The organism is Pseudomonas sp. Ost2 (assembly GCF_018326065.1).
In the GTDB taxonomy this organism is placed as follows: Bacteria; Pseudomonadota; Gammaproteobacteria; order Pseudomonadales; family Pseudomonadaceae; genus Aquipseudomonas; species Aquipseudomonas gingeri.
The window spans coordinates 3954671-3969494 of the sequence record NZ_AP021904.1; the positions used below are offsets into that span (position 1 = coordinate 3954671).

Below are 14824 nucleotides of genomic sequence, written 5' to 3' on the forward strand. Positions count from 1 at the left end.
AAAAAAGATCAAACGAGCGGCAGGCGGCGGAAGGTGCCGGGCTTTTCCGGGTCGTGGTATTTGTTCATCGGACCGTGTTCGAGGAAATGTTTATGGCCGTGCGCCAGGCGCTCCTGGGACAGCGTCACACCCAGCCCATGGCCTTCTGGCACGCGTACGGTGTTGTTGCGTGGCACGAACGGCCCCTCTTCGATCACGTCGGTCACCTGCATGCGGAACAGCGACTGATTCGGCTCGCGAATCCAGCCCAATGCGGCGCACAGATGCAGGTACACCGCGCTGCCCACCCCCGAATCGCCGCTGTAGCACCAGAAGTCGATGCCGGCGTGCTCGCAGGCGCCGATGAAGCGCAGCAGTCGGCCGATACCACCAAGGACCGCCGGGTTGCCGACAATCGCATCGGGCACCTTGTGCACCATCGCCCGGGCGATGTCGGTGTTATGGGTGGAAAACGGAATCGAGCAATGGCGGCGCAGCTCGATCATTTCGTCGAGGGTCGAGACCGGGTCCTCCCAGTTGCGCACGCCCAGTTCTTCCAGGGGACGGATCAGCCGGCGCGCCGTGGCCAGCGAGTAGGCCTGGTTCGAATCGATGCGCAGCATCACGTCATCCCCCAGGCGCTGACGAATCAGCTCCAGCATGCGCAGGGAGACTTTCGGGTCATGGGTGGAGAACTTGCCCTCGAAAAACGTCGTGCCGTAGGTCTCGTTGAGCATCACGCAGTAGTCGGCCACCGCCTCCGGGGTCTGCTCGCCGCGCACCCGGCTTCCATCCCTTTGCAACGGGCCATCGTTGCGCAGGGAGAAGTAGTCGGTGAAGGGAATGTCCTTGCGCACCGCACCGCCCAGCAACTGGTACAGCGGCTGCTTCCAGGCCTTGCCGCGCAGGTCCCACAGGGCCATTTCCACGGCACCGAAGGCAGTGATCCGGGCGTTGTCGTTGATGCTCTGGACACCCGCGAAGTAAGGCAGGCAGAGGAACTCGGCACCGGCGATATCAAAGGCATCATGACCCATCAGTTTCGGTGCGATCTGATCGCGAATGATCGCCGCGGCCTGCCAGGAAGGTGCCTCGCCCAGACCGACCAGGCCGTCTTCGGTTTCGACTTCGACAATGGTCGTGGAAAAGCCTGGCAGCTCACCGAAAACCCAGACGTAGGGTGCGTCCAGCGGCAGGTTGATGGGCGTGGCCTTGATGCTTTTGATCTTCATCGCGTAGCGGCTCCAGGGAATGAAAAGAGAAGCGGACTCACCAGGCTATCCATGCGATAAACAGCGTTATGTGAGTCGACCCAACTAAGCTAAGCTGCGCAGATACAAGAGTAAACGCGGTAAATTCTCATGCGATCCATGCTTTCAGATCATGTATTGGACAGTCCCGTCTTCAACCGTCGCCTGCCGCCCATGCACGCCCTGGAAGTGTTTGCCGCGGCAGCTCGTTGCGGCACCTTCAGTCGCGCCGCCAAGGCGCTGTTCGTCACCCAGAGTGCGATCAGCCGCCAGGTGCAACAGCTCGAGGAACACCTGGGCGTCGTGCTGTTCATCCGCCACAAGACCGGCCTGCGGCTGACGCCTGAAGCCGAAGCGCTGCTGCCCGTGGTCGAAGACGCCTTCGCGCGCCTGACCACCCTGTGCAACAGCCTGCGCAACGCCGGCCAGGTACTGACCCTGCGAATGCCGCCCACCCTGGCGACGCGCTGGTTCCTTCCCCTCTTGCCGGGGTTGCGCGCGGTGATGCCGGACATGGATGTGCGGGTGACGACCTACGATGCGTGGGAGCCGCGGTTCGAGGACAGCGACGTGGATGCCGCGATCATTCAGGGTCGCGGGGATTGGCAGGATGTCGAGGCCATCCCCTTGATGCCAGAGCGCCTGACGCCGGTCTGCTCGGCGGAACTGGGCAAACGCCTGGCCGTGCCCGCCGACCTGAAGCACTTGCCGCTGCTGCATTGCTTTCCCGTCCAGGGGTGGAGTCGCTGGCTGGAAGCGGCTGGCGTGGAGGGCGTGGCGGCCCATCGGGGGCAATCGTTCGACACCCTGGATCTTGCGCTGTCGGCCGCGACGCGGGGACACGGCGTGGCACTGGGGGATCTGAATCTGGTGCGCGAAAGCCTGAACGATGGCGTACTGGTCGCGCCGTTCGATATCGAGCTCAACCAGGGTATTTCCTACTTCTTGATTTACCCGGCGCACCGGGCGCAGTTGCCTAAGATTCGTGCACTGCGAGAGTGGCTGCAAGCGGCGGCGACCGGCAGCACTCCGACGTTGCATGAGCCGTTCGTTGCCCCGATGACGTAACGAAAGTCATCTGCCATCAGGGGGTATGAGCGCCGGAGTGCCGTGCAAGGACGCTATCGTTTTCTCAAACGAACCCGGTCACCGCATGAGGAACGTAGAAGTGCTCCATTCGCGCCCTCTCCTCTTGCGACAGCACGATATCGAGCGCCGCCACCGCATCGTCGATCTGGGCGGCCTTCGACGCGCCCACGATGGGGGTGGGTGCCCCGCGATGGCCCAGTACCCAGGCCATGGCGATCTGGGCCATCGACACCCCGCGCTCCCGGGCAATCTCCTGCACGACGCCGATGACTTTGCTGTCGACCAGGTCGGTCTTGTCCAGCACTGACTTGCCAAAGACGTCGGTTCTGCTCCGTTCGGTCTCTTGCCCATGAGGCCGGGTCAGTCGCCCTCGTGCCAGCGGGCTCCAGGGCATCAGGGCAATCCCCTGATCCATGCAAAGCGGGATCATCTCCCGCTCCTCTTCCCGATAAATCAGGTTGAGATAGTTCTGCATGGAGACGAACCGGCTCCAGTTGTTGCGCCTGGCAACCTCCTGGGCCTTGGCGAACTGCCAGGCAAACATGGACGAGGCGCCGATGTAGCGGGCCTTGCCGGCTTTCACCACATCGTGCAGCGCCTCCATGGTCTCTTCGATCGGCGTGGTGTAATCCCAGCGATGGATCTGATAGAGATCCACGTAGTCCAACCCCAGGCGGGTCAAGCTCGCGTCAATACTCGACAGGATCGCCTTGCGGGAAAGGCCCTTGTCGTTGGGTCTGTCCGAGCCCTGGCCCATGTTGGGCGGGTAGAACACCTTGGTCGCGACAACGGTTTCATCGCGACGGGTGAACGCCTTGAGCAGCTTGCCGACGATGATTTCCGAGGTTCCCGCCGAATAGCTGTTTGCCGTATCGAAGAAGTTGATGCCCCGGTCCACGGCATGTTTGAAGATGGGCCGGCTCGCCCCTTCGTCCAGTGTCCAGGAATGGGTGCCGGACCCGGCATCGCCGAAGGTCATGCAACCAAGACAAATGCGCGATACATCCAGTCCTGTCTTACCTAGTTTGACGAATTGCATCGAGTGCCTCCTCGGGCTTGGTACGAACTAATATCGGGCGAAGAGCGGTTACCGGGTTCTCGGGCCAAATCCCGCGTAGGGCTTCAACGGTACGACCGACATGACTTCCAGCATCCCGGAATTGACCAGCGGCAGGGTTGCCAGCTTTTCCCGAACGGCGGCTTCGTTCTCGGCTTCCACCAACAGGCAAGCGCCGCCCATATCGCCACGGTGCCAGATGGTGCGGATGAAACCCTCCAGATACAGCGCCCGGGCCTGCTGTGCTTCGGCCTCGAGATGGGGGGCGAAGTCCGCATCGGAAAAACGTTCCGAGACACGGCGTGACAGCGTGATGAACTGCATGTCTGTTTCCTTCAAGATGTCGGTGGTTTAAATCGCTCACCGATAGTTGCAAAAAACATTACTCTGGTCCAAGACGCGTTCTGCATGACTTGAGACAAGATTTACATGACCCTGGATATTCGTTTACTGACTGCTTTTATCGCTGTCGCGGAAACCGAAAATGTCGGGCAGGCCGCCAGTCACCTGCATATCTCGCAGTCGCCGTTGAGTCGGCAAATCATGCAGTTGGAAGCACAGTTGGGCCTGAAATTGTTCGAACGCACGCGCCAGCGAATGCGCCTGACCGACGAAGGACGGCTTTTCCTGCAAGAGGCCTACAGCCTGGTCGCCCATGCCTCTGAAGTCGAAGCGACGGCACGCAGAATTGCCCTTGGCCAGACCGGCCATATCGCCGTGGGCTATGTTGAGGCCGCCATGCACTCCAGTGTATTGCCGCAGGCCCTGGCCGGCCTGCAATCAGGCCACCCTGGCGCCACCTTCGAACTCCATCCCCTGAGCTCCGCGGAGCAGGCCGAGGCCCTGCTGGGCCGAACCCTCGATTTCGGATTGGTGTATTCAGTGCCTGAGCGCGCGGACATAGCGTCGATGGCGATCTCGACCGAAGCCTTGTTGCTGGCCCTGGGCAAACGACACCCGTTGGCCGCGCAAGCGAACCTCGAACCCCAGGACTTGAACGGCCAGCGCTGGGTGGCCTTGGCCGGCGCGAAAAACCCGGCGGCCCGCCAGCGTTTTCTCGAGAACTGCTCGGCGTGCGGTTTCTTGCCCGACATCCAGGTCGAAGCCGATGACCTGCTGGCCGCCTTGCGGCTGGTGGCCTCGGGGTTGGGCATTACCTTTGTCCAGGCGAGTCTCAGGGATTGCCTGGTCGACAGCGTCATCTTTCGCGAACTGCCCTGGTACCCGTCACAGGTCAGGGTCCATGCCATCTGGCGCAAGGACGACCCCAAGCCACTGGTGGCGATGTTCCGGCGAGCGCTCATGGCCGTCGAGCGTTAATTCGGCCTCTGAATCGTCCTGACGGCCCTGCGGACGCTGAGCTCTTATGTTCGCTAGCGCACAGACATCCGCCTGCCTCAACGACGACACTTGAAGCCTGCGCCCAAGCCCATCATTGAGAGCTTTCGCCTGACCACCCCATGGCCGGCGATGCCTGCCTGCCCTTGGCTAATCAGCATTTGTCTAGGGCATGTCATGCCAAGGAAATCATGGACAGTCATTGGCCCATGCGACTGCTTCAGTTGTGGCGCTTCCCTGCCGTTCGCCTGCAACACTGGATCGAGTCCCGCCGTACCTTCGCCTACGAGCCACTGTTGCGCTCGGAGCTGTTCAGCGCCGAACAGATGGCCAGTCATGGCACCCTGCTCGCCCAACAACACCATCTCAACCGGCGTTCATCGAAAGACGCCCTGCTCGCTCGACTGGCCGACAACGAAGCCACCCTGGCCAGCAGTTGCCGAGCACTCACCACGGCCCCCGCATCCACTCGCAGAGCCACACCGGCGGCAGAATGGTTGCTGGACAATTACTACCTGGTGGAAGAGCAGATACGCACCACCAAGACTCACCTGCCGCGCGGTTACAGCCGCGAGCTGCCGTGCCTGGCCGCGGGCCCGTCGGCCGGCCTGCCACGGGTCTACGATATCGCCCTGGAAACCATCTCCCACGGCGACGGGCGTGTCGATGCCGAGAGCCTGAGCCGGTTCGTCGGCTGTTATCAGCAGGTCACCCCCCTGACCCTCGGCGAACTCTGGGCCATCCCGATCATGCTGCGCCTGGCACTGATCGAAAACCTGCGACGGGTGGCTTCACGGCTGATGGCCAACTGGGTGGACCGCAACCTGGCCAATGACTGGGCCGATCACCTGATCGAGACTGCCGAGCGCGATGCCAAGAGTGTCGTGCTGACCGTGGCGGACATGGCCCGTTCCGCCCCGCCCATGACGTCTCCCTTCGTTGCCGAACTGGCACGCCGCCTACAGGGGCAGAACGCTGCGCTGATCCTGCCATTGGCCTGGGTCGAGCAGATGCTCGGCGAGTCGGGACTTAACATTGAGCGCCAGGTGCAGGTCGATGCCCAGCAACAGGCAGCGGACCAGGTGTCGATCAGCAACAGCATCACCAGCTTGCGATTGCTCGCCGCGACCGATTGGAAGGCATTCGTCGAAAGCCTGAGTCATGTGGAGCAGCACCTGCTCACTGACCCTTGCGGTGTGTATCCGCAAATGGATTTCCCGACCCGCGACCACTACCGGCATGTCATCGAACGCCTGGCCAAAAGGGCTGACCAGACACAGGAAAGTATTGCCCAGGCGGCCATCGCCCTGACCCGCGAACGTGCCTTGCCGCCGCTTCAGGATGACGTCGCCGGCCATGTGGGGTACTACCTGGTCGGGCCGGGGCTCGAGACTCTGGAGCGGCACATCGGCGCCAGCATGCCTTGGAGCGTGCGCTGCCAACGATGGCTGCTCAGTGCACCGCTGACCTTTTTCCTCGGACCGGTCGCCGCGGTGAGCGCACTGTTGGCCTGGCCGTTCTTCACGGAGCTGTATCGCGATCACCTGCCCGGTTACGCACTGGCGTTGCTGGCCCTGCCCGTCCTGCTGATCTGCAGTCGACTGGCAATCGACCTGGTCAACGCCTGGATCACACTCACCTTGCGCCCCAGCGTTCTGCCCCGGCTGGACTACAGCACGGGTATTCCTGCACGGGCACGTACGTTGGTGGTCATTCCCACCCTGATAGCCAGCGCCGGCGATATCGACGAACTGGTGGACAACCTGGAGGTGCGCTTCCTGGCCAACCGCGACGCCCATCTGCATTTTGCGCTGCTGACAGACTTCATGGATTGCACGACGCAGACAACCCCCCAGGACGATGCGCTCCTCGACCAGGCCCAGGGCTTGATCGAGGCGCTGAACCGCAAATACCCGCATCCCGATGAAGACAGGTTCTTTCTGCTCCACCGCCCCAGGCGCTGGAACAGCGTCGATCAGGTCTGGATGGGACACGAGCGCAAGCGCGGCAAACTCGCGGAACTCAATGCTTTGCTGCGCGGCCATGGTCGCGACCGGTTTTCCCTGATCGTCGGTGATATCCAGGTCCTGCAATCGGTACGCTACGTGATCACGCTCGATACCGACACCCAGCTGCCTCGTGATGTCGCCCGCCAATGCGTCGGTGCGATGGAGCATCCGCTGAACCATCCGCGGTTCGACTCGCGGGACGGACACATTGTCAGTGGTTATGCGATTCTCCAGCCTCGGGTCGGCATCAGCCTGCCGAGTACCGCCCGTTCCCCCTATGCCCGCCTGTTCGGCAGCGAAGCCGGGGTCGATCCCTATACCCGTGCGGTTTCAGACGTCTATCAGGACCTCTTTCTGCACGGTTCATTCATCGGCAAAGGCATCTATGCCGTCGATGCTTTCGAGCATGCGCTGCAGGATCGCTTCCCGGATAACCATATCCTCAGCCACGACTTGATCGAGGGGTGTTATGCCCGCTCGGGATTGCTCAGTGATGTGCAACTGTTCGAGGAGTACCCGGCCCGTTACACCGCCGACGTCAAACGCCGCCATCGCTGGATTCGCGGCGACTGGCAATTGTTGCCCTGGCTGATGCCCTGGACCCCGAAGGCCCCCGGTGGGAACGAGCGCAATCGCCTGTGTGCGGTAGCGCGCTGGAAGATCTTTGACAACCTGCGGCGCAGCCTGGAGCCGGCCGCCTTACTCACCCTGCTGCTATGGGGCTGGTCCGGCTCGACTCAACCGCTGTCCTGGACACTGGCCCTGTTGATGCTTGTTCTGATTCAACCGCTGTCGAGTTCGCTGCGAGAGCTGATCAATAAAACCGTCGATGTGCCAGTGGAACAGCATCTGATAGCGGCCATGAGGCTCTGCGGCCAACATCTGACCCGAGCCCTGCTACCCCTGCTCTGGCTGCCCTTCGAGGCTTTCTACAGCCTGGATGCCGTGGCGCGCACCCTATGGCGCATGACCGTCAGCCAACGCAGGCTGTTGCAATGGCAGCCATCCCGCGAGGTCGAGCGCAACGGTCAAAACCGCTTGCAGGATCTTTATCGGGAAATGTGGATTGCGCCGGTGTTCGCGATCGGACTCCTGGTCTTCTTGCTGATGACGCCGACGACACTCGCCCTGGCGGCGCCCTTTATCCTCGCCTGGCTAGCAGGTCCGGCCGTGGCCTGGTGGATCAGCCGCCCGTCGTCCCGTGCACAGCTGCAACCTTCGCATCAGCAGTTGCGCCTGCTACGTGCTTTGGCCCGCAGAACCTGGGCGTTCTTCGATCAATACGTCGGTCCGGCGGACAACTGGCTGCCACCTGACAACATTCAGGAGGCGCCACGTTTTCTCATTGCCCACCGCACCTCACCAACGAACATGGGCATGGCGTTGCTGTCCCATCTGGCGGCCCACGACTTCGGCTACCTGAGCTGCACCCGACTGCTTGAGCGGCTGGAGCAGTCACTGAGCACCATGAGCGGCCTGGAGCGTTATCAGCGGCACTTCTACAACTGGTACGACACCCAGACATTGAAGCCCCTGCCAGCGCTGTACGTCTCGACCGTCGATAGCGGCAACCTGGCAGCACTGCTGCTGACGCTACGCCCGGGGTTGTTGGAACTGCTCGGTGCGCCGCTGCTTCACCAGCGGCTGTTCAATGGCCTGAACGATACCCTGGAGGTACTGCAAGACACCCTGGTCAACGCCGGACTCGATGATCCTTCGGTCAACACCCTGAGGGAACACACCCTGTTGACCATGGCGCGGGCGACGGCCCATCCAGAGCAGTTACGCAGCCTGCTGCAGGAAACGCTGGAACAGATCATCGAGGTGGTTGCCACACCGCGCTCGGTGACCACCGATGAGTGCGAGTTCTGGTATGAGGCGACGCTCGCCCAATGCGTGGACCTGCTCGCCGAGAGTCGGCGCTTCGAGCTTCCCGACACCCAGGCAAATGACTGCCTGGCGAAGAACAGCCTGGACGAACTGGCCCAACTCGACGTGACGCGGTGGCTACCCGAACAGCGCAATCAGGTCGGCGCGGTACGCTCTCTGGCGGCGGCACGTATCGCCACGTTGACACGGCTGGCCGAGAGCGCCGCGCAGATGGCGGACATGGACTTCCGTTTCCTCTACGACACGCGCCGTGATCTGTTCGTCATCGGCTACAACGTCGATGAACACAGGCTCGATACGGGCTATTACGACTTGCTGGCCTCGGAAGTACGGCTGACCAATTTCGTTGCCATCGCCCAAGGGCAGATCCCACAAGAAGGCTGGTTTACCCTGGGTCGCCTGCTCACCAGCAACGGTGGCGTACCCGTGCTCCTGTCCTGGTCCGGGTCGATGTTCGAGTATTTGATGCCCATGCTGGTGATGCCCAATTATGAGGGCACGCTACTCGACCAGACCTGCCGTGCAGCAGTGGCCTTGCAGATCCAGCACGGCCATCACCAGGGCATTCCCTGGGGCGTATCCGAGTCGGGCTACAACACGCTCGACGCTCATTTCAACTACCAGTACCGGGCCTTCGGGGTGCCGGGACTGGGACTCAAGCGCGGCCTGGGTGAAGATTCGGTGGTTGCCCCCTATGCCACGGTGCTGGCGTTGATGGTCGACCCCATCGCGGCCTGCCGGAACCTGCAACGGCTCACCGAACTGGGCCTGACCGGACGCTTTGGCCTGCATGAGGCGGTCGACTTCACCGAAGCACGCCTGCCACGCGGACAGGACTTTGCTATCGTCCAGTCCTTCATGGCCCACCATCAGGGCATGAGCCTGCTGGCCTTGACCAGTGTGTTGCTCGATAGACCCATGCAGCGCCGCTTTGAATCCGATCCACAGTTCCAGGCCACGGCCCTGCTCCTTCAGGAACGGGTACCGAAAACCGCCGCCCAGTACCTGCACGCTTCCAATGCGCCGGCGGCCGATGAAGCGGCACGCATCAATGAAACCAAGCTGCGGGTCTTCACCGACCTCGATCGCAAGCGCCCAGCCGTGCAGTTGCTGTCCAACGGCCGCTACCATGTGATGGTCAGCAGTGGCGGCGGCGGTTACAGCCGATGCAACGAGCTGTCCATTACCCGTTGGCACGAGGATGTGACCTGTGACAACTGGGGGATGTTCTGTTACCTGCGCAATGTCGAGAATAACGTGTTCTGGTCGGCGGCCCATCAGCCGAGCCTGAGCAGGACACAGAGCCAGGAAGCGATTTTCACCGATGCCCGCGCCGAATTCAGGGTGCGTGAGCAGGACTTCGACAGCCATACCGAAATCGTCGTGTCACCCGAGGACGATATCGAGTTGCGGCGACTGCACATCACCAACCGTGCACGGGTACGTCGCAGCATCGAGCTCACCAGCTATGCCGAGGTGGTGCTGGCACCCGCCATCAGTGATGCCGTGCATCCGGCCTTCAGCAACCTGTTCGTGCAGACAGAACTGTTGCAACCGCTACAGGCCATCCTGTGTACGCGCCGCCCACGCTCCACCCAGGAATCCACCCCCTGGATGTGCCATCTGCTGGCAGCCCATGGCGCGGACATCGATGAGATTTCCTACGAAACCGACCGTGCCCGCTTTATCGGCCGAGGCCGGTCGGTGGTTCGGCCCGCGGTCATGGAGCCCGCGGTGCCGCAGCTTTCCGGCACGGCCGGATCGGTGCTCGATCCCATCGTCGCCATTCGCTGTCGCATCAGCCTGGAACCGGGCCAGACCGCAACCATCGATCTGGTGACCGGGGTGGCCGACAGCCGCGAGCACTGTGTGCAGTTGATCAACAAATACCGTGACCGGCACCTGGCGGATCGGGTCTTTGACCTGGCCTGGACCCACAGCCAGGTGCTGTTGCGACAGTTGAATGCCACCCTTGCCGATGCTCGCCTGTTCGAGCAGATGGCCGCGTCGGTCATTTACGCCAGCCCTTCGTTGCGGGCGCAAAGCACGGTACTGCTCGCCAATCGCCGGAGTCAGTCCGGGCTGTGGGGGCAAGCCATTTCCGGCGACCTGCCGATTGTCCTGCTGCAGATCTCGGAATTGGCCAACATCGAGCTGGTACACCAGTTGATCAAGGCGCACGCCTATTGGCGGCAGAAAGGCCTGGCAGTAGACCTGGTGATATGGAATGAAGACCAGGTGGGGTACCGTCAGCAACTGCAGGACCTGATCATGGGGCTGGTGACCTCCGGCAGCGAAGCGAGCCTGGTTGATCGCCCTGGGGGAGTTTTCGTGCGACCGGCTCAACAGTTGTCCAGCGAAGACCGCACCTTGATGCTCTCGGTTGCCCGGCTGGTGCTGAACGACGACAAGGGCAGCCTGGTCGAACAGGTCCAGCGCCGCCACGCAGATCCCCTGCTGCCTCAACTCGAGCCTCGGCTGCCACGGATCGCGCCCCCACCTTCAGCCGAGGCGGATCCGACAGACGATTCGTTGATCCTGCGCACGCCCTACGGCGGGTTCTCCCCCGAAGGAAATGAGTACGTGATGACGTTGCTGCCCGGCAAACCGACACCCGCCCCCTGGGCCAACGTGTTGGCCAACAGTCAGTTCGGCACGGTGATCTCCGAAAGTGGCAGCGCCTACACCTGGAGCGAAAACGCCCACGAATATCGCCTGACTCCCTGGAACAACGACCCGGTCACCGACGCCAGCGGCGAAGCCCTCTACCTGCGCGACGAAGAAACCGGGCACTTCTGGTCGGCGACGTCACTGCCCTGCCCCGGCCGAGGCGCTTATCGCACCCGGCACGGCTTTGGCTACAGCGTTTTCGAACACGAGGAAGACGGCATCTGCTCCGAGTTGTGGGTCTATGTGGCGCTGGATGCACCGATAAAGTTCTCGCGACTGAAAATTCGCAACACCAGTGGCCGGCCACGCAGGATATCGGCGACGTGTTACGTGGAATGGGTGCTCGGGGACCTGCGCAGCAAGTCGGCGATGCACGTAGCGACCGAAATGGATCCTTTCAGCGGTGCCCTTCTTGCCCGCAACGCTTATTCCATCGATTTTTCCAGTCGAGTGGCGTTTCTTGACTGCGATTCGCCACAGAGCAGTTTTACTGCCGACCGCGCGGAGTTTATTGGACGCAACGGCACACTGAGCGCACCTGCCGGCTTGAAACGGGCGCGCCTGTCCGGACGCTGTGGCGGTGGTTTTGATCCCTGCGGGGCGATTCAGGCAGGGTTGGCGTTGGCGGACGGGGAAACCCAGGAGGTGGTCTTCCGCCTGGGAGCCGAACAGGACGAAAAGTCGGCCTCCCGACTGGTGCAGAAGTACCGTGGCCTGAGGGCTGCGGTCAACGAACTGGACGCCGTGATCACGCATTGGCGCAAGACCCTGGAGGTCATCCAGATCCAGACACCGGATCCGGGCATCGATGTCCTGGTCAACGGGTGGCTGATGTACCAAGTGATCGCCTGCCGGTTTCAGGCACGCAGTGGTTACTACCAGTCCGGCGGCGCCATCGGCTTTCGCGACCAGTTGCAGGACAGTATGGCGATGATCCATGCGGACCCGGCGGCGGCACGCCGGCATCTGCTGCTCTGCGCCGCTCATCAATACCCCGAAGGCGATGTTCAGCACTGGTGGCACCCACCGCACAATCGCGGGGTACGCACGGCCTGCTCCGACGATTTCCTGTGGCTGGCACTGGCAACCAGTCGTTATGTCCTGATCACCGGGGACAACGGTGTGCTTGATGAGAGCATCGGCTACCTCGAAGGCCGGGCACTGAATCCTGGTGAAGAGTCCTACTACGATTTGCCAGGCAGCTCTCCACTCAGGGGGAGCCTCTACCAGCACTGTGTGCAAGCCATCGAAAAGAGCCTCGGACGTGGCGCTCACGGCCTGCCCCTGATCGGCACAGGCGACTGGAACGACGGCCTCAATCGTGTCGGGGAAAAAGGCTTGGGGGAAAGTGTCTGGCTGGGGTTCTTCTGTTGCGAGGTGCTGCAGCAATTTGCCGAGACGGCACGGATCCACGAGGATGCCGATTTTTCCCGTCGTTGCCGGGAGCATGCGGCCATTCTCGCGGCGAACCTGGACAGTCAGGGCTGGGATGGCGCCTGGTACCGTCGCGCGTACTTCGACGATGGCCAGGTCCTGGGTTCGAGCAGCAATGACGAATGCCGGATCGACTCCATCGCCCAAAGCTGGTCGGTGCTCTGCGGTGCCACCGACACGTCTCGGCAACACGCGGCGATTGCCGCCCTCAACCACTATCTGGTCAAACGTGACACGGGGGTGGTGCTGTTGCTGGACCCTCCCTTCGACAAGGGCGGGCTCGACCCCGGATACATCAAGGGCTACGTTCCCGGGATCCGCGAGAACGGCGGCCAATACACGCACGCTGCGGTGTGGGCTAGCATGGCCTTTGCACGCCTGGGAGACGCCGGCAAGGCCTGGGAGTTGCTGGGCATGATCAACCCGGTCAACCGCCGAAGCGCCGCTCAAATCAACACCTACAAGGTCGAACCCTATGTGATGGCCGCTGATGTCTATGGCACCGCCCCCCATGTCGGTCGAGGTGGATGGAGCTGGTATACTGGTGCGGCGGGCTGGATGTACCGGCTGATCGTCGAGTCACTGCTGGGACTGGTGCGCACAAGCCAGCAATTGCGTATCGAGCCTGTACTGCCGTCGGCATGGCCCGGCTACACCTTGCAGTACCGGTTCGGCACGACGCTCTACCACATTGAGGTCCGCAGGCAGGACACCGGGGCAAGCAGCCTCAGCCTCAACGGCCAAACACAGGCCGATGCCAGGCTGGCGTTGCAGGACGACGGTGGCGAACACCAGGTCCTGGTCCAGTTTTGCAGTCCCGCAGTGTATGTTCCCCCGCGAGTTGAGCGGCCCGTTCTGAGCGATCACGTACGGAACGAGCCTTTCTAAACTATGCTCGTCGGACGTTGGTTCATTCAGTCGATGGTGGCTTTTTAAATGGTCGTTGTACCCAAGCCACAACATAACCTTCTGCTGGCAGCGCTCTCCGAGGCCGTCCAGAATCGCCTTGTACCCGATCTTGAGCCGGTGCATCTCCCTCTCGGAGAGGTGCTCTATGAGTCGGGAGACACCTTGCGTCACGTCTATTTCCCCATCGACAGCATCGTTTCGCTGCTCTACGTCATGGAAAGCGGCGCTTCGGCGGAAATCTCGGTGGTGGGCAATGAAGGCCTGGTCGGTGTTGCCGTCTTCATGGGCGGTGAAAGCACACCAAGCCGGGCCGTTGTGCAAAGTGCCGGAAACGCGTTTCGTCTTCCCGGACAGCGACTCAAGGACGAATTCAATCGTCACGGCGAGTTGCTGTTGCTGATGCTGCGCTACACCCAGTCGCTGATTACCCAGATGGCCCAGACCGCTGTGTGTAACCGACATCATTCGATCGATCAACAGCTCTGCCGCTGGTTATTGCTGTCGTTGGACCGCCTGCCCGGTAACACACTGACCATGACCCAGGAGTTGATCGCCAACATGCTGGGCGTGCGTCGCGAAGGTGTCACCGAGGCCGCCGGCAAATTGCAGCGCCAGGGAGTCATTGAATACAGCCGTGGGCACATCAAGGTGATCGATCGTCCCAAGCTCGAGCAACTGAGTTGCGAATGCTATGCGGTGGTCAGGCAGGAAACCGATCGTCTGCTGCCCTACCTGCCCCAGCACAGGCATGAGTGAGCACGGTCCCTGCGGTTCTATACTGCAACATGCCAGTTCGGCCTGTTTACCCGAACTCGAATCCATCCTACCCCTCCCTGAACGCCGCTCCGGCCTCCTGTATCAATCTACGCCACTCATCGCTGCTAATGAGCTGCGCAAGTTCCATCGCGTCGGCCGCTCGTAGTAATGCGTCATAACGCTCTTCGGCATTCATAAGAGCTCGGGGTTGTGTCAATAACCTTCGCCAATTTGCCATCGCCTGCTGTCGTTGCTCATCGCTCATACAGAATCAGTACCGTTAGACTTTATATATTCAGGGCAAAGATCAGCCCGCTCGTGAGTCAATCTCAAATCTTCCTTGATTTCCTCAACCAGCTTTCCGATTTCTCTCACACCAATGAGCTCAGCCACGAACCCCACACTGACCAACAACTCAATCCGACCGGAATCAGGGTCGACTA

Annotated in this window: 7 protein-coding genes; 4 read left to right on the forward strand and 3 right to left on the reverse strand. The window is 61.6% G+C overall.

The features are described from left to right. Positions 1-8: 8 nt before the first annotated feature. Entirely contained in the window at positions 9-1211 is a 1203-nt protein-coding gene (locus KI243_RS17235) for a mandelate racemase/muconate lactonizing enzyme family protein (RefSeq protein WP_017128603.1), read from the reverse strand. Between the two features lie 156 nt (positions 1212-1367). On the opposite strand from KI243_RS17235, the gene KI243_RS17240 reads away from it, so the two are divergent. Then, positions 1368-2297, forward strand: a complete 930-nt coding sequence (locus tag KI243_RS17240) for a LysR substrate-binding domain-containing protein (protein ID WP_244861729.1) — start codon at positions 1368-1370, stop codon at positions 2295-2297. Positions 2298-2361: 64 nt separating this feature from the next. Here KI243_RS17240 and KI243_RS17245 read toward each other — a convergent pair whose 3' ends face one another. Together KI243_RS17245 and KI243_RS17250 are read right to left on the reverse strand one after the other, a co-directional pair. Then, on the reverse strand, positions 2362-3357 hold the full coding sequence (locus tag KI243_RS17245; protein ID WP_177117988.1) for an aldo/keto reductase: 996 nt from the start codon (positions 3355-3357) through the stop codon (positions 2362-2364). A gap of 48 nt (positions 3358-3405) precedes the next feature. Next, positions 3406-3699 (reverse strand): hypothetical protein, encoded by a 294-nt coding sequence (locus KI243_RS17250; protein WP_177082808.1) that lies wholly within the window; start codon positions 3697-3699, stop codon positions 3406-3408. A 105-nt stretch (positions 3700-3804) separates the two neighbouring features. On the opposite strand from KI243_RS17250, the gene KI243_RS17255 reads away from it, so the two are divergent. The 3 genes from KI243_RS17255 (at position 3805) to KI243_RS17265 (ending at position 14381) form a co-directional block, all read left to right on the forward strand. Continuing rightward, positions 3805-4695, forward strand: a complete 891-nt coding sequence (locus tag KI243_RS17255; RefSeq protein ID WP_212809477.1) for a LysR family transcriptional regulator — start codon at positions 3805-3807, stop codon at positions 4693-4695. Positions 4696-4922: 227 nt separating this feature from the next. Continuing rightward, a complete protein-coding gene (locus tag KI243_RS17260; RefSeq protein ID WP_244861730.1) occupies positions 4923-13604 on the forward strand; it encodes a glycoside hydrolase family 94 protein in 8682 nt (2893 codons plus the stop codon). Between the two features lie 48 nt (positions 13605-13652). Next, positions 13653-14381 carry a Crp/Fnr family transcriptional regulator gene (locus KI243_RS17265; protein ID WP_177082814.1) on the forward strand — a complete coding sequence of 243 codons (729 nt, stop codon included), beginning with the start codon at positions 13653-13655 and terminating at the stop codon, positions 14379-14381. Positions 14382-14824: the final 443 nt, after the last annotated feature.

Excerpts from the sequence above, each read along its gene's own strand:
- KI243_RS17235 (WP_017128603.1), bottom strand. The coding sequence starts at position 1,211 with ATGAAGATCAAAAGCATCAAGGCCACGCCCATCAACCTGCCGCTGGAC.
- KI243_RS17245 (WP_177117988.1), bottom strand. The coding sequence starts at position 3,357 with ATGCAATTCGTCAAACTAGGTAAGACAGGACTGGATGTATCGCGCATT.
- KI243_RS17250 (WP_177082808.1), bottom strand. The coding sequence starts at position 3,699 with ATGCAGTTCATCACGCTGTCACGCCGTGTCTCGGAACGTTTTTCCGAT.
- KI243_RS17255 (WP_212809477.1), top strand. The coding sequence starts at position 3,805 with ATGACCCTGGATATTCGTTTACTGACTGCTTTTATCGCTGTCGCGGAA.
- KI243_RS17260 (WP_244861730.1), top strand. The coding sequence starts at position 4,923 with ATGCGACTGCTTCAGTTGTGGCGCTTCCCTGCCGTTCGCCTGCAACAC.
- KI243_RS17265 (WP_177082814.1), top strand. The coding sequence starts at position 13,653 with ATGGTCGTTGTACCCAAGCCACAACATAACCTTCTGCTGGCAGCGCTC.